This window comes from Paucisalibacillus globulus (assembly GCF_900184735.1).
Classification (GTDB): domain Bacteria; phylum Bacillota; class Bacilli; order Bacillales; family Amphibacillaceae; genus Ornithinibacillus; species Ornithinibacillus globulus_B.
In genome coordinates, this window is the sequence record NZ_LT855387.1 from 73,848 (window position 1) to 94,731 (window position 20,884).

Consider the following 20,884-nt stretch of genomic DNA (forward strand, 5'->3'; position numbering starts at 1 on the left):
CTTCCTCTCATTGTCAATCCAACTTGCTTTAATATAATACCATTTTTACCTTTACTATTGAAGTTCCTTTTGTCTCGCTTCTCTTTGTTTTTCAAAACAATAACGGATAATAATTTGTATATCTTGTTCACTAAGTTCTATAAATTTAATAGATGCTATGTTTGCTGCAGACTCTTTCTCAATAAAGCGCACTACCTCCCCTTGTAACTCAAGGTAGTGATATTCACCAGATTGCATAGGAAGCACTAGATGTATGCTTAATTTATCACCGTCCGATAAACGAGAACCATTAGGAACGATAATAGAAAGACCACCGCCACTTAAATCGAGGGTTACAGTTGAAAAGGGCATCGATTTATTTTCAATACTATGTATTGCAACATCTGCAGCAGTTTCTACACGTACGTATTGTCTTCTTTGAATTCTTTGTATTTGGTCCTCATTTGGTAACTGTAAGGCAAGAGTTGGTATTTTTCCATTTCTCTTATCTATTATTTCCGTTCTAAAACGGTAAACAGATTGGTCTTCACCAAGATATTCGGCCATCACTTTTGTTCCTATTCGAAAAGATCCAGTTGTTTTCTTTGTCTTAACATGGACAGGATAATCCACGTACACATATTTACTATTTTTATCGATTATTTTACTACGAAATTTCTCTACAGAATCATAATCAAATCCATAAGTTTCGATGATTAAAAAATCCCCAATCTTCATATTTATCCCCCATAAATCTCTTTGAAGTAAAAGTTACTAGTATCATTATCACAAAAAAACAAAAAAAGGGAAAGGGCAAAAGCCTTTCCCTATCTAAATACCTGCATAATTTATTTCTTTTCCGTTAAGTTTCTCTACTTTTTCTTCTGTTCCATCTTTAGCATTAATAAAAATGCGATACGTGTCATCCCCTAATATGCCTAAAAATTCATATGTTAGCACTTCTTCACCTAAGTCATTTGATATCACCGCTAAATATTCTTCCTGTATATCTACATTAGGATTTACAAAATCTCGTGCCTCTTCAGAACTTAGAGTTGGTTCTGGAATTTCTCGTTTATGATGGTTTAGATAATAATTATTTGCTGTCAAGCCTAGAATATCACCATTATCTAGAGCAACCTTAACCTCAATAGCATCCGAAAATACTCTAACCCCATTTTGATTGTAGATGAATGTATAAATACCTACATTTCCATATTCGCTACTATTGAGTAGTTCCATATCTTCAAACTTATGCTTTTCAATATATTCTTCAGCCTTCTTAAACCCATCGTTTAAACTAATAGTCTTTTCTTTAACGGCTCTGTCTACTAGTAATGTGATTGGGTGTCCACCTTGTTGGGTAAGATCTAGATATGCACTCTTATCTCCATCATTATAGGATATACTATAAAGTGGAATATCTGCACCATCTCCAGTACCAGTAATCCTTAAGTCCTGTTTTTGTTTAATATTAAATAAATCTCTACTATACTCTAGTGCTTTTTCTTCATCAATTTTAGTTCCAGTTACATTTTCATATTTATGATCTTCAGATGAAGTGCCTGAAATTGATGAATCTATATTACCTTCCGCAAAACCTTCTATCTTCTTCTCAACCGTTTTAAAACCATCAATTATTGTATTATCTGCTTTTTCGTCCTCTGTCGCCAATGCTAATTGAACATCCATCCAACGCAAATTATTCTCCATTGCCGTATGTTGTACTTGCCTAAGCTCATCCTTTATTTCACCAGCTTGCGTATATAAATTTTCTAGTGTTTCTAATTCTTTATCCGATAAAGGGTCCTTTTTTAAATCACGAATAGCCGTACGATAGGTAAATTCACCGATATCAGACAAAAACTCCTCCGTCTTATTAAATGGTAATAACGTCAATGGAAGTTGTCCAACATTAGATAAAGAATCTGATGTTAATCGCCAAATCTCAGCAAGTTGTGGTGATAATCGTTCTCTCGAATTCATTGCAATAGCGGTACCAATTTTATCATGCATTAAATCAATATTATAGGTTAATTCATGGAAGGCTCTTTGATACGTATTCTCTGCTTGAATTAGAATTGCATTTTTTTCTTGGTGTTCCATATAGCCCCAGGCGGCAGTTCCAGCTACCCCTACTGCTAACACAATAATTGCTATCCAACGCAACATAATAATTCACCTCTATTTACAAAAGATATGCTTCCCAATACGTTTAATTTGCGGTCTACCCCATATCCAGCTAGATGTTGCAGTATCAGGGTTGAAGTAATAGATTGCATTTCCTGTAGGATCCCATCCATTAATAGCATCCAAGACCGCTTCCTTAGCTTTCTCATTAGGTGTTAACCATATTTGACCATCCGCAACAGCAGTGAAGGCCCTAGGTTCAAATATCACCCCGGCAACTGTATTAGGAAAGCTAGAGCTTTCCACACGATTAAGTATTACTGCCGCTACTGCAACTTGCCCTTCGTATGGTTCACCTCTTGCTTCTCCATGTACAGCATTAGCCATTAAGTCAATATCATTTTGCGAGAAACCTTGTGGCACATTTACAGCTGTTGTCGTTCTTTCTGTTTTGGCTTCATTATTGTTATTTGCAGTATTCTGAGCCCCTTGTTGTGGCGGCGCAGCTTTACCACCACCTCCAGAACTACCCTTTCCACTACTACTCTTTTTCGAACGAGTTTGCTCTGATAATGGTGTTCCGCCATAATACGTAAAATCATTTCCTTGAGCAATTTGTGTGTGGACCCATTTACCATCAAATTTACTTGCATCCACCAACTTTTGTCTCGTTTTCAAACCTGCTAGCCCATCGATGTCAAGTCCAAAGTCTTTTTGGAAGTTACGGAGTGCCCAGTAAGTGCCCCATCCAAAGACGCCGTCAATCTTGCCCTTGTAATAACCGATATACTGTAATCTAGCTTGTAGTTCGATAACATCATCACCCGTGGAACCACGTTGAATAATTTGATTCGTAAAGGCATCTACTTCATTAGGATTATAAGTTTCTTGAAGTCCTATAGCTACTAGACATATAATAATGATGAAGATGTGTTTTTTTATTGTCATGTTGATACCTCTCACTTTCTTGGTTATCTAGTAGTATCTATTTTTCGATGAAACACCTAATTTATGCATACTAATCTTGAATCGGGATAATAAATCTTCAAAAAGACATAAAAAAAGAGACTATAATAGCCTCTTTTTCTAGGAAATTGATATTAATTTGTATTTGCTATTTTCATACGATGTAATCCAAAAAACCAGAGAATTATCATAAACGGAATGACAAATAATGCCCAGTTTTCTCCTACAGAACCTAAAATATAATTATAAAGTCCATGTAGAGATATAGGGATAACTAATGCTAATCCAATATTTTTAATTCTCTGTTCTTCATTCATTTTTGCCTTACCAAAATAGTAACCCATAATAACACCAAATAAGGCATGTGAGGAAACAGGAAAAACAGCTCTACTAAAAGCATATTCGATTCCATTAACTAATAAGTAGAGAATATTTTCTATTGTAGCAAAACCTAAACTAATAGATACGGCATAAACGATTCCATCATAATGAGCATCAAACTCCGTATGTTGATAAATTACATATAGGAATATAAACCATTTAAAAAACTCTTCCAAGAATGCAACAATAAAAAATGATTGTACAAATAGATTTCCTATTTGGTCACTAGTAAACGCATATTGGATAAACATAATTGGAAAAACAAGTAGGCAACCATATATAAACGTTCGAATAATTAATGGGATTGGCTCGGTTATTTTATCCTTCAGATAAAAGAACGACATTAGTGCGAGCGCAGGTGCAACCCCAGCAGAAATAATTCCCAGCATAATAATACCTTCCCCTTTGACCTAAATCAATCGTACCATTTTAATTCATGATTGAAAATACATTAATTAAAAGAAAAAGTGAGTCCTGCAAAAGAAAGAGAATATCTTAAATACATGAAAAAATAAAAGAAGGTGTATTATTTGAAAAGGATAATTATTATTCATACAGGTGGAACCATTTCCATGTTGGAAAATAAAGATACAGGTGAAGTAAATACGACAGAAACTCATCCATTATCCAATATTCCATATAATTTTGGCGCAAATGTACTGATAGATGAGCATATTGCATTTTCTCTACCATCACCACATATCACACCACTGCATATGCTTGACCTTGCAAAAACTATTGATAAATTTCTTGTTGAATATGATGGTATAGTTGTAACCCATGGTACGGATACGTTAGAAGAAACAGCTTATTTTTTAGATTTAGTTTTAGACACTGAAAAACCAGTTATTTTAACTGGTGCTATGCGTTCAAGCAATGAGATTGGATCTGATGCTCTATATAATCTAATTAGTTCAGTACGTGTAGTTCTTTCTTCTGATTCTTATTCAAAAGGCGTACTTGTTGTCATGAATGATGAAATCCATAGTGCGATTAATGTTACTAAGACTTCTACTAGTAATATTGCTACTTTTCAAAGTCCTCAATATGGTCCTATCGGGATCATTACAAAGGAGTCTATAATCTTTCATCATCAACTAATGGCAAGAACAACTTATCCAGTCAATAACATCTCAAAACATGTTTTTTTATTAAAAGCTTATGCTGGAATGGATAGTAAGTTATTCGACATCATTATTGAAGGCAAACCAGATGGGTTAGTAATTGAGGGGCTTGGGCAAGGCAATTTACCAAAAGAAACAATACCTGCCATACGGAAATTAATTAATAAAAACATACCAATTGTGTTGGTTTCGAGAAGCTTTCGCGGAACTGTTGGTCCTACTTACGCCTATGAAGGTGGTGGTAAACAACTGAAGGAAATGGGGGTTATATTTACGAATGGCTTAACAGGACCGAAGGCAAGGTTAAAATTATTAATTGCACTTGAAAATACCACTGATCATTTTGTATTACGTGACATTTTCGAGAAAGAGTTTTAACCGTTATTAACGGGGACATAACTTATTATGGAAAAAATATTGCCATTTTAAGTCATGTCCCACTCTCTATTTATGAATGGTACCCTTTCCTAGCTAAACAGAATCTTTGACGGCTTAAATTACCTTTTAGAATTCATTCTCCTTTTCCCATTGGAGCACTTCTTGCCTTACTATCGGAGCAACTTCTTTTCCAAACAACTCAATAGCACGCATAACTTCTTTGTGTGGCATAGACCCAACTGGTACATGTAACATAAATCTATTTATCCCAACATTCTTTCTTAGAAAAATAATTTTTTCGGCTACGGTTTCTACATCACCGACATATAAAGCACCTTCTAGACTACGTGCTTCGTCAAAGGTTTGTTTAGTGTAGGGAGCCCAACCACGTTCTCTTGCAAGCACATTCATTGCTTGCTGTGTTGGAGGGAAGAACTTCTCAACCGCCTCTCCTACACTATCTGCAACAAAACCATGTGAATGTGATGCTACAGCTAGTTTTGAAGGATCATGCCCAGCCTCAGTTGCAGCTCTTTTATATAGATCCACTAGTGGTGCAAATTGCAATGGACTTCCACCAATAATTGCTAGAACCAGCGGAAGTCCTAGTATCCCTGCACGTACAACCGATTCAGGTGTACCACCACTTGCTATCCATACCGGAATCGGATCCTGTACGGGGCGAGGGTATATTCCTCGATTATGTATCGACGGCCTATGTTTACCCTCCCAGCTAACAATTTCTGATTCACGTATTTTTAATAGCAGTTCTAATTTTTCATCAAATAATTCATGATAGTTCTTTAAGTCGTATCCGAATAATGGAAAGGACTCTATAAACGAACCTCTTCCAGCCATAATCTCCGCACGACCATTTGATATTGCATCAACAGTAGCAAATTCCTCATACACACGAACTGGGTCGTCTGATGAGAGTACGGTTACAGCACTGGTTAATCTGATTTGTTTTGTACGAGCTGCTGCAGCAGCTAATAAAACGGCGGGTGCTGAAGAAGCATAATCTTTACGGTGATGCTCACCTACACCGAATACATCAAGACCAACCTCATCTGCTAAGATAATTTCCTCTACAACTTCTCGAATTCTTTCAGCATGACTGATTACTTTACCTGTCTGAACATCAGGGGTAGTTTCAACAAAAGTCGTAATACCTAATTCCATCGCTATCCTTCTCTCCCTATTCCATTAGTCAATTCTACTTGCGATTGTTTTAGCTATTTTGCTACCATGAAATCTTCCATTTTCAATAAAAATTTCATTGTTATTATTACCTGCTGCGACAACCCCTGCTACAAACACATTACTAATATTTGTTTCGTAGGTTTCTTCATTATAAATTGGCTTACCATTCTCTTCATTAAATTGCACACCTATTTCCTTAATTAGATCAAAGTTGGGACGATAACCAGTCATGGCAAATACAAAATCATTATCCAGTCTTTTTTCTTTTCCATGAACTTGATAATAAACATATTCATTGGTTATTTGAGTTACTATAGCATTAAATTCCATTAAAATAATATCTTTACGCACTAGCGAATCGAAATCAGGTAATATCCAAGGTTTTATGCTCTTTGAATAACTATCTCCCCGATATAGTACCGTTATCTTAGCCCCTGCTTTATGAAGTTCTAATGCTGCATCAACTGCAGAATTCTTACCTCCGATAACTACAACGTTTTTATTATAATACGGATGACCTTCTTTAAAATAATGCATCACTTTAGGTAAATTTTCGCCAGGGATATTCATATAGTTTGGTTGATCATAGTATCCAGTTGCAATGATGACATGATTCGCAAGATATCCTAATTTTTCTCCTGAAAATTTTTCCGTCTCTATTCTAAATTCATTGTCTATCTTTTTTATCGAAGTTACTTTCTCAAAGGCTTGAACACGGAGATCCATCCTCTCAGCAACATTACGATAATATGCTAAAGCTTGATTTCTTACTGGTTTTTGTTTCTCTGTAATAAATGGGATATCTCCAATTTCAAGTTTTTCACTAGAACTAAAAAAAGTTTGATGGGTTGGGTAATTATATATCGAATTAACGATATTTCCTTTTTCAATTAGTAATGCGTTTATTCCTTGTTTTTTTAACGCAATGGCACTTGCTAGGCCACAAGGACCTGCACCAATTATGATGACTTTCTCTTTCTGCATTTTCTCGCACATCCTTTATAAAATACACCGTTTTCGAAATAGTTGTTGCCATTAGTTGATAGAAACTGCGCGGTAAATAAGCATTTTGGATAGAGCATCATACCCGCTACGGAAAAACACTACGCTTTCCGCGGGCCCGGCCTCAGCCTCCTCGAGGAAAGTTCACCTCTGCGGGGTCTTCGGACACGTGCTATTCCCGCAGGAGTCTTCGTGTTTTTCCTTCGCTAGAATGTGTGTCAATTTAATACTCCGAATATTTATTATAGATGATCAACTAATAGCAGACACCTCTCAATAGATGAATTCACTAGCGTAGGCAGAATACGGAGACTCCTGCGGGAGGATAGGCATAGGTGAGACCCCGCAGTGCGATAGCACGAGGAGGCTCACCAGCCGCCCGCGGAAAGCGGAGTATTCTGCCGGAGCGGTAATCGTTCCACTATCTCCTTTTAATTATGAGTGTTAATAGTACTTTACCGCACAGTTTCTAATAAATTATAAATTAACAACAGTCCCTTAGAAAACAGTCATAATTTAGTTTATAGTAACTTGCTACTGTAATAACCTTTTTGAACAGACAAAAATAAAAAACTCTTACCATAATCTATGATAAGAGTTTTGTGTAGTTTTATCCAGTTTTCTATCCTTAAACCCAACCACGGAATCGTGAAGCCTCAGCCATTTTTCTAACTCCGACCATATAGGCAGCTAGTCGCATGTCAACTTTACGATTATGTGCTGTGTCATAAATAGTATTGAAGGACTTAACCATTGTTTGAAGTAGTTTTTCTTCGATTTCTTCCTCAGTCCAATAATATCCTTGGTTATTTTGAACCCATTCGAAGTAAGAAACTGTTACACCACCAGCAGAGGCAAGTACGTCTGGTACTAATAAAATTCCTCTTTCAGTTAAGATTTTTGTGGCTTCAGTTGTTGTTGGTCCATTTGCTGCTTCTACAACTATAGACGCTTTAATATTGTGTGCATTTTCCTTCGTAATTTGGTTTTCTACAGCTGCTGGAACTAAGATATCACATTCACTTTCTAATAATTCTTTATTAGTAAGAGTATTATTAAATAATTTCGTTACTGTACCAAAACTATCACGACGATCAAGTAAATAATCAATATCTAATCCTTCAGGATCGTAAAGTGCACCGTATGCATCAGAAATACCTACTACAATTGCACCTTCATCGTGTAAGAATTTGGATAAGAAACTACCAGCATTTCCAAACCCTTGAACAATTACTTTAGCACCTTTAACGCTTAAATTACGCTTTTTAGCTGCTTCATTAATACAGATTGTAACACCTTTTGCCGTTGCAGATTCTCTACCATGGGATCCCCCTAGAACAATAGGTTTACCTGTGATGAAACCTGGGCTATTAAATTCATCCATTCTGCTGTATTCATCCATCATCCATGCCATAATTTGTGAGTTTGTGAATACATCTGGAGCAGGGATATCTTTTGTTGGGCCAACAATTTGACTAATTGCTCTTACATATCCACGGCTCAGTGCTTCTAATTCACGGAATGACATTTCACGTGGATCACAGATAATGCCACCTTTACCTCCACCATATGGTAGGTCAACAATACCTGCTTTTAAACTCATCCAAATGGACAAAGCCTTTACTTCTTTTTCGGTAACATCTGGGTGGAATCTAATTCCCCCTTTTGTTGGTCCAACTGCATCATTATGTTGAGCACGATATCCAGTAAAGATCTTTGTTGAACCGTCATCCATTCGTACAGGAATTCTAACCGTCATCATACGAAGTGGCTCTTTTAATAACTCATAAACTTCATCAGGGTAACCCAATTTCTCCAGTGCGTTTTTAATCGTAGCTTGAGTTGAACTAAGAACATCCAATTGATTATTTCTCTCTTTGGTAGTATCTGCTGCTTTTTCGGCCACCATGAATTTACCTCCTAAAGAACTAATAAATATTTATAATAGCTATTCTCAGAGATTAGTATACACTTTAAATACAAATATGCAATACAAAACCCTTATAAAGTTACAAAAAATGAAAGCGCTTTATAACATCTTGGAAATTTAGATTTTTTTTACTGTATTTCACAAAAATAATCCCTATTCGATAAAAGCTTTCATAATGGTTTGTATTGCATTTTTCTTAATAATAACTTTACCATATTCTTTTAATCGATAAGAGGTAACAATACTTGGGCTAGCAAATTCAGACATTAAAGCTATTATATTTTCTTTATTATTGCCATTTAATTCATCCCGTCTAAGCAACATATAATATCGATTCCCCATGTGAAATATTTGCCCACCATCTATGGCGAGAGTATTTAAATAGGAAGTTACTTGAATAACGTTTTCGAAATCATCAAATGAAAAAATTAATTCTTTGCTTTCATCAAGTGTCACTTTCATTTCAATGAAATCCTCATCCCAATCTATATTATCAAAGTTTTGAGTCACAATGACATGCATTCCCTGTGCTTGCATTAAATAAACCTGTACGTATAATTTCCCCTCAAGCTCAAAACCAAGCTCCGAACTTGCTTCATACATTACATCTGTGAAGAGATTTTGGATGCTTGAAGCATCCGATAAGAATTCCTCTTTGTTAAATCCCCGTTCTACCAGATCGTCAAACGTCAAAAATATTGTAAATTGACTACTGGACACCCTTTCGATACGCACATAGCATCCTCCTCAAAATAACAAATAAAACCAAAAAATCTAAAATGACCCATTTCGACCTAAAACGGTTAACATTCTTTTTATTAGTATATGCTATTTTTGAAATTGTTGAACGATATACAACCCTATTCTTATTAACTTTAAGTTGCTTATTTGTAGTCTGGGCCAGAATACGCTGAATGTGTGTATTCTGGCCCTTTTGTATGTTTATCTATAAGTACATTAAAATTGTTGTAGATAATAATTCATTAATATATCACGTCACCATAGAATAACAGCAACCATAAAACTATTAGTAATAAGAACAAGACAAAAAATAACCTAAGAAATGGTTTACTTATTTTTAAGTGTGTTCTATTTTTCTTTTGACTGTGTATTTCTTTTCTTGGAGGAAGATTTAATACATTGACCATTTTTTCTTCGGTTGTAACCTGGTTCTCTAAATTCTCTTCCATAACATAATCTTGCTGATTATTACTTCGGTCATTCACTTTTAAACTATTGTTGTTTACATCTTGAAGAAGTTCTCGTAATTCTTTTGCTTGATCATTACTTTCTGATTTTATCTCTTCCATTTAGTCACCCCATATCTTATAACGAATAACTAACCCTAATAAGAAGTCCACAATAAAATGTGATGTTATCGTGACAAGTAGATTACCTGTATGTTCATACATATATCCAATCAGAAAACTTACGAATATGATTGAAATTAATAGAACTGGTTTATTTAAATATCTAAAATGAACGAAAGCAAAACTAATACTTGCAATCATATAACCAAATGTAGTTTGTATTACTCCTCGAAATAGTAATTCCTCAGAGACTGCGATTAGTAGTGTCAGGAAAAAAATGTTAGGAAGAGACATACCAGAGAAGATTCGTTTATTTATTCCACCATCATCATATAAACTTTTAGGTAATAAGGAGATCATTATGAGGTCAACAACTACAATGATGATTCCCGAAAAGAACCCAAAATAAACAATTTCTTTCATGTCTAAGTGAAATAAACTTGTCCACTCTTCCAAGCTATCAAATAGTAAAAAACTAACTAATAGCGAAATGATTAAAAACAGAATCTGAGAATAAATTACTGACTTTCTAAGTTCGTGATCCGTTAATTGTTCTATTATTTCACTTTGTTTCATTCAAAATCTCCTACTACTAATAAACGCCTTAGTTTCTTTTCCCATGTTGACGGCTGTATGAGGGGTGTTGTTTGCTTTGGTTTAAATTCTCGCAAATCAATACCGCAATTACTACAACAAAATTCTTCTACACTAGTATATCCACTTTGAAAATTCGTGTAGAGACCTGATCTCAAACAAGTCTTTAACTGTATCCAATTCATCATATCTTTTAACTTGGATTGTTTTAAATATAAGCGTTCATCACGAAGATACTTTATCTGTTGAAATGTTTCGTCAACTTTACTTTCATCATATTTTATACCATTTTCAACCTTTATGCCATGTTTTTCTAGTTGAGAAGAAATAAAACGCCATTGTACTTCACTTAATCCAAACATTGCTTGAATCTCAGTTAATTCTACTGGGAAAATTTTATTTTCGTTTTGATATCTTATGATTAATTGTTTAACACGAATCAAATCATCATCTGATGGCAATTCACTATCTATCATTTTTTGTGGTAGGAATGAATCTTGTCGACTGTATAAAAGTATACTAATACTCTGATTACCATCTCTACCTGCCCTACCAATTTCTTGGATATATGATTCTATTTGACCTGGAAAATGATAATGGAATACAAAACGAATGTTATTTTTATTTATTCCCATACCAAACGCACTTGTACAACAAATAATATCAATTTGATTATTCATAAATTGTTGCTGAATGGCGACTCGATCCATTTGTTCCATACCACCATGGTAAAAGGCAATACGATGTTCAGGTAGTCTTTCTGAAAGCAAATGGGAGACATTCTCAGCAGCATTCTTACTAGAAAAATAGATAAGTGAAGGTACTTTATGCACCGATAAGATGCTAGTTATTATGTCTAACTTCTCATCATTATTTATAACTTCTTGAATGGATAATGAGATATTACTACGATCCATTGGGTAGATATGCCTTATTATGGACCGGTCAAGAGAATGGATAATATCATCTTGAACTTCCTTTGTAGCTGTTGCACTTAAAGCAAGCACTGGTGGATCACCTAGTTCGTTAATAACACTTTTTAATTTTTGGTAATCAGGACGAAACTCATGGCCCCACTGGGAGATACAATGCGCTTCATCTATTACAAACAGAGATATGGAAATGTTTTTCAAATAGAATTGTAATTCCTTTTGTTGCAACATTTCTGGTGAAACATAAATTAGTTTGTATTGATTTAAATTTTTAAAAATTCTCTTCCTCTTATCGTAATCTAAAAAACTATTAAGGGCGATTACTTCTTTAAAGTTCATTGCCTTTAATTCCTTCACTTGATCCATCATCAAGGAGATAAGCGGAGAAACGACTATAGTTGTACCCTCCAACATACGAGCAGGCAATTGATAACATATGGATTTTCCAGTGCCTGTTGGAAGAATTCCTAAAACATCGTTCCCATTTAATACGTCGGAGATAATTTCCTTTTGACCAAGCCTAAAGGTAGAATATCCAAAATATGTTTCCAATTCTTCTTCTAACGAAAGTTTATTAGTCATGAGATTTCCCCCGGCATGAGCTCCTTTAACCTAGCTAGTACTAGTCTAATTTGAAAATAACTAATTGATGAATCACAACTCTCTTTAATTGTCTTCAACTTAAATGTATTATTCTTCTGGATTGCATCAATAATTTCTTCTTGTTCTTGCTTTGTAACGTAATAGTCTATTTGAAAGTTACTATCGTATAATGCTATTTCAACAATATGGTCGTAAATTGTATTCAATTTTAAATTTCGTATTTGCCCTATCATTTCTAAACTAAATTGTCTCTGTAAAAGCTGATATGTTTGATTTGCTGTGTTCGTTATAAACTTCTGCTGTTCAAACCCCTTCATTAATTGGCTCAAGATAGGATAAATTTCTTTTTGTTGTCCAACTAGTTTAATGAGTTCGTGAGTTATTCCAGTTAAATATATAGTTATATCATCTTTACTTAATTTATATTTTAATGCTAGTTGATCCATACTCAACCCATAATACTGATACCCACTTAACCTATCAACAAAAATGTCTGCTTCTTTTTTTGGTAATGAAGACAATAATTGATGGAGTTCCAGATAAAGTCTATCAGGAGTATTGGATTGATAGTGGCGGCGATAAAAGTCTTTCACCCATTTTGTTATTTCTTGAGAATCGATAACTGGTATAAATGAATAATTATTGACTAAAATGTTGGAATAGGTTTGGACTAATAAATAAAGTCTGTCTCTAAAATGCCTCTCCATAGCAGAAAATGAAAGTCCATTCAAGTATTTATAAATGGTAGTACTTTGAAAAACAGCAAGTCTATTCTTTCCCGCATCGGTGACAAAATATAATTCGTCATCACCCTCAGTTAGCGCACCGTCTTTTACCATATCATCAATAATATGCATAAAATGCTCTCTTGTCAGAGTTAAATAAACTCCGTAGTATTTTTCCAGTTGAAATATCCTTGCATCATGTACAGATTGAATAGACTTCTTCCCTGTAAGAAGGTGGTATATTCCATAGATAGATCTATTAATCTTGATTTTATATAAACAGTCTAGGATTATTCCCTCTACATACATAGATAATGCTCCTTATCTTAACCTACTTCTATCATATCATTTAAGATAGGTTGAATTATATCTTTTTTCACTTTAAAATAGATATAGCACCAGATTTTTTACAGTATGAAAAATAAGGGGAAACAAATTAATGAGAGTTAAATATACCATTGTTGATCAGGAAACTTGTATTGCGTGTGGTGCTTGTGGGGTAGCATGTCCATTTGTTTTTGATTATAACGAGGAAGGCCTTGCCTTTGTTACAATAGATGATAATACCGGTAATATGGAAATACCCGAAAACTTAGAGGATGACGTACTTGACGCCTATGAGGGGTGTCCGAGTGATTCTATCAAAATCGCAGTAAACCCTTTTAACGGTAATCCAACCAAATACGAGGATTAATAGTTGAACACCAACTCATTCGTTGGTGTTCAAATGGTTCTTGATATACTTTTTAAAGATAAACGATATGGTTGGATAAAAGAGTAACATGAACACTGCATTACCAATAGCATGATTGGTATCAAATGGTAATCCAACCAAATAATAAGCCAAAAATCCTTGTCCCGTTATTTGGTAATTCGTTAGTGAAACAATAAATCCATAGAAATACCCACAAAAAATGGAAAAAATAACGATGACATAGAATGGAATATGTTTAATCGTCTTACCCATTATTCCACTTATTACCGCTATGATACCCCAGGATATAATCTGCCAAATGGTCCAAATTCCAGTTCCTAATATCATATTGGATACAAATGTTACTAGTATAGCTAAAATTATACCAGCAAATGGACCCAAAAATAGCCCACATAAAATAATAACTGAGGTTACGGGTTGAACGTTTGGTATAAAACTTATAGCAATTCGTCCAACTACAGCTAATGTTGCAAGTAAAGCTAGTAAAGTAATTTTATAGATATTCAACTAAATCATTCCCATGACTGAAGATCAAAATTGACAATGTCCCCATCTTCCAATTCTACTTCACTTGCACCAACCATAGACATTTCACCATTTATAGAAAGAGCCCAAAACATGGATTCCGCTTCATCAGCAATAAACCCATCAATAGCCATGATATAACCAGGTTCTTTTTCTTCAATGTCAAAGTTCTCTTTCATCACATCTAATAAGATATCCCCTTCTTCAATGACAACTTCTTTCTCTTCTAATGTTTCGGCTTCTTTATCTTTTGTTAGAGTTACAGTAATACTTGTTTCCTCTTGTTGTTCATTTGTTTCATTAGTAGAAGTATTATCTTCTTGATTTTGCTTAGCATTACTTGATGAATCCTCATTCCCACAAGCTACTAATAGAGTTAAAACAGTCAAAACAGTTAAAAATTTAAATAATAATGACTTCATCATTCTCTCCTCCAATTATGTAATAAATAGAGAACAGGTGAACAAAAAAAGAGCTAACCCCGTAACTGGTTAACTCTTGGGACAATCTAAAGACAATAAAAAAGCAAAGATACTTTTAGATGTAGTAGAATGCCTCAATCGTCCTATCCTCGGGATAATTGATACAAATGACACAGGCAGGTCTACTGACTTATGACTAAACCTACTTTAAGCCCTTCCCATAGATTGATCTACAGTGGTACCGCTTATTTCGTAATCATTTACAGTTGCGAGGACAGTTCTAGATTTTCACTAGATTCCCTTTTAAGTAAAATTACACCCATATCATTAAATTTGTATTCAATTCTAATAAATATAGTAACACACAATTATATAAAAACAAGGTTTATTTAGTTTCTTCTCTTGGTAACATAAAGTTAAATGTAGTCCCTATATCTAATTTACTTTTCACCGATATAGTCCCTTTATGTCCTGTGATAATGTTTTTGGCTATGGACAATCCAAGACCAGTACCTTTTACATTTTTGTTTCTTATTCTAGACTTATCTGCCTTGTAAAAACGTTCGAATACAAATGGTAAATCCTCTTCCGGAATACCACTTCCACTATCTTCAACAGAAACAGTGAAACCATCTCTATCATTGATAACAATAACTCTTACAAAGCCGTTTTCATTAGTGTGACGAATTGCATTATCAATTAAGTTAGTAAATACTTGTTCAATACGATCCGGGTCAAAATATGCATGTTGCTCATCGATAGTTTTTGTCAGCGTTAAGTCAATGCGATTATCTTCGGCAATCCCTTTGAATTTTCGATAAATCCTCTCTATATATGGGCTAACTTCTACATTTTCTTTATTTAGTGTTAGATGACCCGCTTCCATACTTGCTAAATCTAACAGTTCATTTACCAAGCGACTTAATCTTAATGACTCTTCATAAATAATTTGTGCTAGCTCGTTTTTTTCTTCTTTACTCTCTGCTACATCATCAACTATTGCTTCACTATATCCCTGTAACATAGCGATCGGCGTACGTAATTCATGTGATACATTTGCAATAAAATCTTTGCGTAGTTTATCCAGTCTTCTTTCTTCTGTCATATCACGAATAACTGCAACAGCACCACGTATATACGATTGATCATAGAGTGGAGTCATAATCATTACCCAGGTTCTCCCCTGCAAGGTTATTTCCTCCATAACCTCTTTTTCCCCTGCAATTACCTGTTGGAGAAAATCATATAATTCTTTTGGAAGCTTCCGCGTGCCATCTATTTGGGTGATATTTTTTTCGAAGTACCAATCTTCAATGAACATCTCAGCTGGCTGATTGGTTGCAATAATCTCCCCACTTCTACTTAGAGTAAACACACCATCTGCCATTGAATTCACAATACTTGAAAGTTGCTCTTTTTCTTGGCGCAAAGCATTAATATGGAATTTAAGCTGTCTTCCCATATGGTTAAATGCTATTGCTAATTCTCCGATTTCATCATGCGTCAAAATAGGAACCTTAGTATTGAACTCCCCACGAGTTAAGTCAAAAGCAGCTTCTCTCATCTTAATAAGTGGAGAAGTTATCCTCGTTGATAAAAAGAAGGCAAAAATAGTTGTCAGGACAATGGATACTGCTGCGGCTCCCAAAATAATCTTTGTAGTTTCTGCTTTTGTTTTATCAACAATGGAAAGGGACTGGAAGACAAATACTCCAGCATCCGAATCCGGTACAGAAGTTCCGACTAACATTACTCCAACTTCCTGATTAGGAATTTCGATTTGTTTTTTTAATGGGTCGTTTAAAGCTAGAAATTCTTGAGTTTTTGCATGGTCATTAAACCACTTTTCATTTATGTTTAATAAATCTTCATCATCAGTATTGGAACTCCAAACTTCACCATTAGAAAACTTAATAACCACTTTGCTAGCAGGATCCTTTACTCGCTCTGTTGTTTCATGAATAATAGATTCATCTTCATGAGTTTCCAGCATAACGGATACCTTCGTTGCAGTTTGTAATAAATCCTCTTCAGCCTCTTGTAGGTGAAAGTTTTCAAAGAACTCTAATAAAAATATGGTTAATACAAATAAGACAAAAGAAACTAGCAATAAAATAGTAACTGCTAGTTTCCCAACTACACTACGCCAAAACATTATTCATCATCTACCTCAAATTTATAGCCGACTCCCCAAACTGTAACAATCATTTTAGCAGCTTTTTTGGAGACACTATTTAATTTTTCACGTAATCGTTTAACATGGGTATCTACCGTTCGTAAATCACCAAAAAATTCATATTGCCATACATCTTTAAGTAACTGTTCACGGTTAAATACTTTATCAGGAGATTTCGCTAAGTAACAAAGTAGTTCATATTCTTTTGGAGTCAGAGCTACTTCTTCTCCATCAGCTGTTACTCGATGTGCATCGTGGTCAATGGTTAAATGTGGAAAAACTAATAAATCTCTTGTTTGTGTATTAACATCTGGATTTTTAGATGAGCCAGTTCTTCGTAACAGTGCCTTTACACGTAATACCACTTCTCTAGGACTGAATGGCTTTACGATATAATCATCTGTTCCAACCTCAAATCCTTGAACACGGTTTGTTTCTTCGCCTTTTGCTGTGAGCATGATTACGGGTGTATTCTTTTCTTTGCGAAGTTCTTCACAAACTTCAATACCATCCATTTCAGGCATCATAATATCTAAAAGAATAACATCATAATTATTCTCTAAAGCCAAATTAAGTCCTTCTGCACCATTTTCGGCTTCTTCAACAATAAAGTCTTCCCGTTCTAAATACATACGTATTAGTCGGCGGATTCTTTCCTCGTCATCAACAACAAGTACTCTTGTTTCCATGAATGCTCCCCCTTATACTACTTGTTAATTTCAGTATAAACCAAGCGGATTAAATTGTATAAGAAAACATGACATTTGTGCGAAAAATGTCATGTTTTAATTAAAGATATTTTATTGACTTTTTTACCTACAATGACCTACTTACTTCAATCTAAGCGTAAGAGTGTAATCCTGCTAATACCAGGTTTACTACGATAAGGTTGAATAGGATAATACCAAAACCTATTACGGCAAGCCAAGCAGATTTTTCACCGTGCCAGCCTCGTGATAGTCGTAAGTGTAAGTATGCTGCATAGAAGAACCATGTAATTAGCGCCCATACTTCTTTTGGATCCCAACCCCAAAAGCGTCCCCATGCTTCTTGAGCCCAAATTGAAGCGAAGATTAAACCACCTAAAGTAAATACCGGAAAACCAATTGCAACTGAACGATAATTAATCTCGTCCACTAAGTCTGGTTTAACGTTTTTAAGCAATGGTTGCATTGCAGCACTTATGCGCTTTCTTAGCACTAATCTAGCTAGTGCATATAAAAGTGTACCAATTATAAACGACCAAATAACACTATTAAACTTCCTTCCAGCGTCAGCACCATGCATCCATTCAGGAGTATCAAACCATGGTTCCATCACATTATCAGTTAATAAGGCCCCCTCAAAAGGTGCAGCAATTGCTGGTAAATGATATTCAGTCTGTGTTGTCTTACCATTTAAATCATATTCAAAGGTTGCATTATAATTCAAAGCACCAAATACGGATGAAATAACTACAAAACCTATAATTAGGAATATAATATACAAAACACCCTCAAGTGATGTTGTACGTTTGGTCTTCTCCTTCTGATCTACCTCACGAATTAAGTATATTAAACCAGCAACGAAACTAATAAATAAAATACCAGACCCTAAAGCAACAGTTGTTACATGAATGTACAACCAATGGCTTTTCAAAGATGGTACAAGTGGTGCAATCTCTGTTGGGAATACACTCGCATATGCAATAAAAATCATTGCAATTGGTAATGCGAAGAGTCCAAGCATATTTAATTTATAAATAAACCAGAGAATAATAAAAGCTAATACTAAACACATTCCTAAGAATGTTACAAACTCGAACATATTACTAACAGGTGCATGGCCTGAAGCCATCCACCTGGTAATAAAGTAAACAATTTGAGCAATTAGTCCAATTATCGTAAGTGTAATTGCTAATTTACCAGTAATGCCAGATTTTTTGTTTTTGCTTGTCTTATCTTTAATTGTAAAACCGAAAAAAAACGTTGCGACTAAGTAAAGTATGAATGCTGTAAAGAGCATCGTACTACTCGTCTCTATTAAACTCTGCATGAGTTGTCCTCCTTGAACGACTATTCATCTTCCTTCTGATCCTCGACCATCTTTATGGAAGTTCCTTCGATTGCTTTCTCTATATCTTTCTTAAGCCCAAACCAATTTTTATTTGTATGACCAGCTAATAAAATGCCGTTCTTTTTAGGGTGAATCCAAACTCTACGATGTTGCCAATACATTCCTTGTATGACACCAATCATAAATATTATTGCCCCGATTACAAAAAATGGTAAGGTATAATCTCTTTTCACACTTAGACCACTCTTACGGTCAAATTGAATAGAATCAATTAATATTTTGAACTGATTTTCTTCAGAACCTGGTACAGTTGCAGCGAATGTGCCAATAACATTAGCCATTGGCTTAAGTTCAACTACAGAAGTGTCGATTCCTAATTTTTCTGCTGAACCAATCACATCACCAACAAAACTTGTCTCTGTATTTTCATTTCCCGGTGATTGTAAATTAAAGATAAAAGCAGGGTTATTAGATTCATTTGTTTTTGAGGTCACTCCGTTTTCAGCCAAACTATAATCAGGATAGTATTCTGATACTTCTACAATAATTCCATTTTCAAGTTCATACTCTGATTTTAAATCAAACAAATCAATAGTAAATTCTCCTAATGCTTCGGCTTCAGGGTCATTCATCTCATAAACCTTGAATGTCATTTTAGAGAATTCATTTAATTGATATCCTTGTTGATAGAGGGTATATCCCCCAAACTTCGCAGGTTTGTTCATGCTGATTTGAAAATCACCTATCTTTTCATGATCTTCCTCAGCTCCTAGAACCTCTGCATCCCCTGCTTTATAGATGGTAGCGTTAGTCTGGAAATTACTCGGTATAATCATACCTTGTTTAGCAATTGCATCTTTAAATCGCTCATCATCCTCAGCATATGTATCAAGTATAAACTCATGATTTTCAATATAATATTCGCCATTTGTTCCAGGAACTACTCGCATTTCACCTTCCCGAACCCACACATAATCAGACATATAAAAGAATGGTATCGTCCGAATTAAAGCTGCGACAAGAATGATAATAAGACCAATATGGTTAACATATGGTCCCCATCTAGAGAATCTACCTTTTTCAGCAACAATATGATTATCTTCCTCTTTGAGGCGATAACGTTTTTTTGCAAGACGTTCTTTAACTGTTAGAACTTCTTCGGCGGTCACATTGGGGGTTTCACTATACAAACGTTGTCTATTTATAAAAGATTCATGGCGCTTTGCTTTTTGTAGCTTTAATGCTCTGTATAACGGTACGAATCGGTCAATACTACAGATAACTAATGATACTCCGATTAGGGCAATCAAGATTAAGTACCACCAAGAACTGTATAGGTTATGAAAACCTAATTGATAGAATATCTTCCCAAAGAGACCATAGGTTTCCGGATAAAATATGGCCGGATCACGCGAAATAGCATCAGCAGGTATGTATTGTTCAAGTGGTAAGATTGTTCCAATTCCTGATGCAATTAAAGCAATGACAATAAGCCAAACGGCAACTTTAACAGAAGAGAAAAAGTTCCACACCTTATCGACAATAGTTTTGTTAAATGTAGTTGATCTTCTTGCGCTACCCTCATAACGCATATTTAATAATTTCTTTTTATCGTTACCATCAATATGTTGATTCTGCTCTATAGGTTTCCCACATGCTTCACATAGGACTGTTCCCTCTGGATTCACATGGCCACATTCACATTTTATATGTTTCATGAATATCCCTCTCTGA

20 protein-coding genes and 1 riboswitch are annotated in these 20,884 nt (G+C 34.9%); of the genes, 2 read left to right on the forward strand and 18 right to left on the reverse strand.

Annotated features, from left to right (window positions below):
- Positions 1-54 precede the first annotated feature (54 nt).
- The 4 genes from BN999_RS05900 to prsW all read right to left on the reverse strand — a co-directional run bounded on the left by BN999_RS05900 (position 55) and on the right by prsW (position 3,845).
- Entirely contained in the window at positions 55-717 is a 663-nt protein-coding gene (locus BN999_RS05900) for a flagellar brake protein (protein ID WP_096270476.1), read from the reverse strand.
- A gap of 93 nt (positions 718-810) precedes the next feature.
- The gene (ypeB, locus tag BN999_RS05905; RefSeq protein ID WP_096270477.1) at positions 811-2,151 is read right to left on the reverse strand and encodes a germination protein YpeB; all 1,341 of its coding nucleotides are present in this window, start codon (positions 2,149-2,151) and stop codon (positions 811-813) included.
- 12 nt (positions 2,152-2,163) lie between these two features.
- On the reverse strand, positions 2,164-3,057 hold the full coding sequence (gene sleB, locus BN999_RS05910; RefSeq protein ID WP_096270478.1) for a spore cortex-lytic enzyme: 894 nt from the start codon (positions 3,055-3,057) through the stop codon (positions 2,164-2,166).
- A 152-nt stretch (positions 3,058-3,209) separates the two neighbouring features.
- Positions 3,210-3,845, reverse strand: a complete 636-nt coding sequence (gene prsW, locus BN999_RS05915; protein ID WP_096270479.1) for a glutamic-type intramembrane protease PrsW — start codon at positions 3,843-3,845, stop codon at positions 3,210-3,212.
- A 141-nt stretch (positions 3,846-3,986) separates the two neighbouring features.
- Between prsW and BN999_RS05920 the strand changes: the two genes are divergently transcribed.
- Positions 3,987-4,958, forward strand: coding sequence for an asparaginase (locus BN999_RS05920; RefSeq protein ID WP_096270480.1), 972 nt, complete (start codon positions 3,987-3,989; stop codon positions 4,956-4,958).
- A 126-nt stretch (positions 4,959-5,084) separates the two neighbouring features.
- On the opposite strand, the gene BN999_RS05925 is transcribed toward BN999_RS05920, so the two are convergent.
- The 8 genes from BN999_RS05925 to BN999_RS05960 form a co-directional block, all read right to left on the reverse strand.
- Complete coding sequence (locus BN999_RS05925; protein WP_096270481.1) at positions 5,085-6,140, reverse strand: LLM class flavin-dependent oxidoreductase; 1,056 nt, start codon at positions 6,138-6,140, stop codon at positions 5,085-5,087.
- 24 nt (positions 6,141-6,164) lie between these two features.
- Positions 6,165-7,145 carry a YpdA family putative bacillithiol disulfide reductase gene (locus tag BN999_RS05930; RefSeq protein ID WP_096270482.1) on the reverse strand — a complete coding sequence of 327 codons (981 nt, stop codon included), beginning with the start codon at positions 7,143-7,145 and terminating at the stop codon, positions 6,165-6,167.
- A gap of 646 nt (positions 7,146-7,791) precedes the next feature.
- A complete protein-coding gene (locus BN999_RS05935) occupies positions 7,792-9,072 on the reverse strand; it encodes a Glu/Leu/Phe/Val family dehydrogenase (protein ID WP_096270483.1) in 1,281 nt (426 codons plus the stop codon).
- A gap of 174 nt (positions 9,073-9,246) precedes the next feature.
- A complete protein-coding gene (locus BN999_RS05940; RefSeq protein WP_096270484.1) occupies positions 9,247-9,828 on the reverse strand; it encodes a genetic competence negative regulator in 582 nt (193 codons plus the stop codon).
- A gap of 248 nt (positions 9,829-10,076) precedes the next feature.
- Complete coding sequence (locus BN999_RS05945) at positions 10,077-10,403, reverse strand: hypothetical protein (protein WP_096270485.1); 327 nt, start codon at positions 10,401-10,403, stop codon at positions 10,077-10,079.
- Complete coding sequence (locus BN999_RS05950) at positions 10,404-10,979, reverse strand: CPBP family intramembrane glutamic endopeptidase (RefSeq protein ID WP_096270486.1); 576 nt, start codon at positions 10,977-10,979, stop codon at positions 10,404-10,406.
- On the reverse strand, positions 10,976-12,511 hold the full coding sequence (locus tag BN999_RS05955) for a RecQ family ATP-dependent DNA helicase (protein ID WP_096270487.1): 1,536 nt from the start codon (positions 12,509-12,511) through the stop codon (positions 10,976-10,978). Before BN999_RS05955 ends, BN999_RS05950 begins: the two co-directional genes overlap by 4 nt.
- On the reverse strand, positions 12,508-13,566 hold the full coding sequence (locus BN999_RS05960) for a helix-turn-helix domain-containing protein (RefSeq protein ID WP_096270488.1): 1,059 nt from the start codon (positions 13,564-13,566) through the stop codon (positions 12,508-12,510). The genes BN999_RS05955 and BN999_RS05960 overlap by 4 nt, the downstream gene beginning before the upstream one ends.
- Before the next feature lie 130 nt (positions 13,567-13,696).
- Here BN999_RS05960 and BN999_RS05965 point away from each other — a divergent pair, with 130 nt between their 5' ends.
- Positions 13,697-13,951 (forward strand): ferredoxin, encoded by a 255-nt coding sequence (locus BN999_RS05965; RefSeq protein ID WP_096270489.1) that lies wholly within the window; start codon positions 13,697-13,699, stop codon positions 13,949-13,951.
- Positions 13,952-13,966: 15 nt separating this feature from the next.
- On the opposite strand, the gene BN999_RS05970 is transcribed toward BN999_RS05965, so the two are convergent.
- The 6 genes from BN999_RS05970 to resB all read right to left on the reverse strand — a co-directional run bounded on the left by BN999_RS05970 (position 13,967) and on the right by resB (position 20,868).
- Positions 13,967-14,479, reverse strand: coding sequence for an ECF transporter S component (locus BN999_RS05970; protein ID WP_096270490.1), 513 nt, complete (start codon positions 14,477-14,479; stop codon positions 13,967-13,969).
- Positions 14,480-14,484: 5 nt separating this feature from the next.
- Positions 14,485-14,919, reverse strand: a complete 435-nt coding sequence (locus BN999_RS05975) for a DUF4430 domain-containing protein (protein ID WP_217988464.1) — start codon at positions 14,917-14,919, stop codon at positions 14,485-14,487.
- 158 nt (positions 14,920-15,077) lie between these two features.
- A riboswitch (cobalamin riboswitch) is annotated at positions 15,078-15,257 on the reverse strand.
- Between the two features lie 47 nt (positions 15,258-15,304).
- Entirely contained in the window at positions 15,305-17,074 is a 1,770-nt protein-coding gene (locus tag BN999_RS05980; RefSeq protein ID WP_176481890.1) for an ATP-binding protein, read from the reverse strand.
- The gene (locus BN999_RS05985; protein WP_096270493.1) at positions 17,074-17,784 is read right to left on the reverse strand and encodes a response regulator transcription factor; all 711 of its coding nucleotides are present in this window, start codon (positions 17,782-17,784) and stop codon (positions 17,074-17,076) included. Before BN999_RS05985 ends, BN999_RS05980 begins: the two co-directional genes overlap by 1 nt.
- A gap of 151 nt (positions 17,785-17,935) precedes the next feature.
- Entirely contained in the window at positions 17,936-19,129 is a 1,194-nt protein-coding gene (gene ccsB / locus BN999_RS05990; protein WP_096270494.1) for a c-type cytochrome biogenesis protein CcsB, read from the reverse strand.
- A gap of 20 nt (positions 19,130-19,149) precedes the next feature.
- Positions 19,150-20,868: a cytochrome c biogenesis protein ResB gene (gene resB / locus BN999_RS05995; RefSeq protein ID WP_096270495.1), complete on the reverse strand. Its 1,719-nt coding sequence runs from the start codon at positions 20,866-20,868 to the stop codon at positions 19,150-19,152.
- Positions 20,869-20,884: the final 16 nt, after the last annotated feature.

What these genes read in the sequence shown, in the direction of transcription:
- BN999_RS05985 (WP_096270493.1), bottom strand. Translation starts at nt 17,784, where the DNA reads ATGGAAACAAGAGTACTTGTTGTTGATGACGAGGAAAGAATCCGCCGA.
- BN999_RS05965 (WP_096270489.1), top strand. Translation starts at nt 13,697, where the DNA reads ATGAGAGTTAAATATACCATTGTTGATCAGGAAACTTGTATTGCGTGT.
- BN999_RS05980 (WP_176481890.1), bottom strand. Translation starts at nt 17,074, where the DNA reads ATGTTTTGGCGTAGTGTAGTTGGGAAACTAGCAGTTACTATTTTATTG.
- BN999_RS05950 (WP_096270486.1), bottom strand. Translation starts at nt 10,979, where the DNA reads ATGAAACAAAGTGAAATAATAGAACAATTAACGGATCACGAACTTAGA.
- BN999_RS05900 (WP_096270476.1), bottom strand. Translation starts at nt 717, where the DNA reads ATGAAGATTGGGGATTTTTTAATCATCGAAACTTATGGATTTGATTAT.
- ccsB (WP_096270494.1), bottom strand. Translation starts at nt 19,129, where the DNA reads ATGCAGAGTTTAATAGAGACGAGTAGTACGATGCTCTTTACAGCATTC.
- BN999_RS05945 (WP_096270485.1), bottom strand. Translation starts at nt 10,403, where the DNA reads ATGGAAGAGATAAAATCAGAAAGTAATGATCAAGCAAAAGAATTACGA.
- BN999_RS05955 (WP_096270487.1), bottom strand. Translation starts at nt 12,511, where the DNA reads ATGACTAATAAACTTTCGTTAGAAGAAGAATTGGAAACATATTTTGGA.
- BN999_RS05930 (WP_096270482.1), bottom strand. Translation starts at nt 7,145, where the DNA reads ATGCAGAAAGAGAAAGTCATCATAATTGGTGCAGGTCCTTGTGGCCTA.
- resB (WP_096270495.1), bottom strand. Translation starts at nt 20,868, where the DNA reads ATGAAACATATAAAATGTGAATGTGGCCATGTGAATCCAGAGGGAACA.
- ypeB (WP_096270477.1), bottom strand. Translation starts at nt 2,151, where the DNA reads ATGTTGCGTTGGATAGCAATTATTGTGTTAGCAGTAGGGGTAGCTGGA.
- prsW (WP_096270479.1), bottom strand. Translation starts at nt 3,845, where the DNA reads ATGCTGGGAATTATTTCTGCTGGGGTTGCACCTGCGCTCGCACTAATG.
- BN999_RS05960 (WP_096270488.1), bottom strand. Translation starts at nt 13,566, where the DNA reads ATGTATGTAGAGGGAATAATCCTAGACTGTTTATATAAAATCAAGATT.
- BN999_RS05935 (WP_096270483.1), bottom strand. Translation starts at nt 9,072, where the DNA reads ATGGTGGCCGAAAAAGCAGCAGATACTACCAAAGAGAGAAATAATCAA.
- BN999_RS05975 (WP_217988464.1), bottom strand. Translation starts at nt 14,919, where the DNA reads ATGAAGTCATTATTATTTAAATTTTTAACTGTTTTGACTGTTTTAACT.
- BN999_RS05925 (WP_096270481.1), bottom strand. Translation starts at nt 6,140, where the DNA reads ATGGAATTAGGTATTACGACTTTTGTTGAAACTACCCCTGATGTTCAG.
- sleB (WP_096270478.1), bottom strand. Translation starts at nt 3,057, where the DNA reads ATGACAATAAAAAAACACATCTTCATCATTATTATATGTCTAGTAGCT.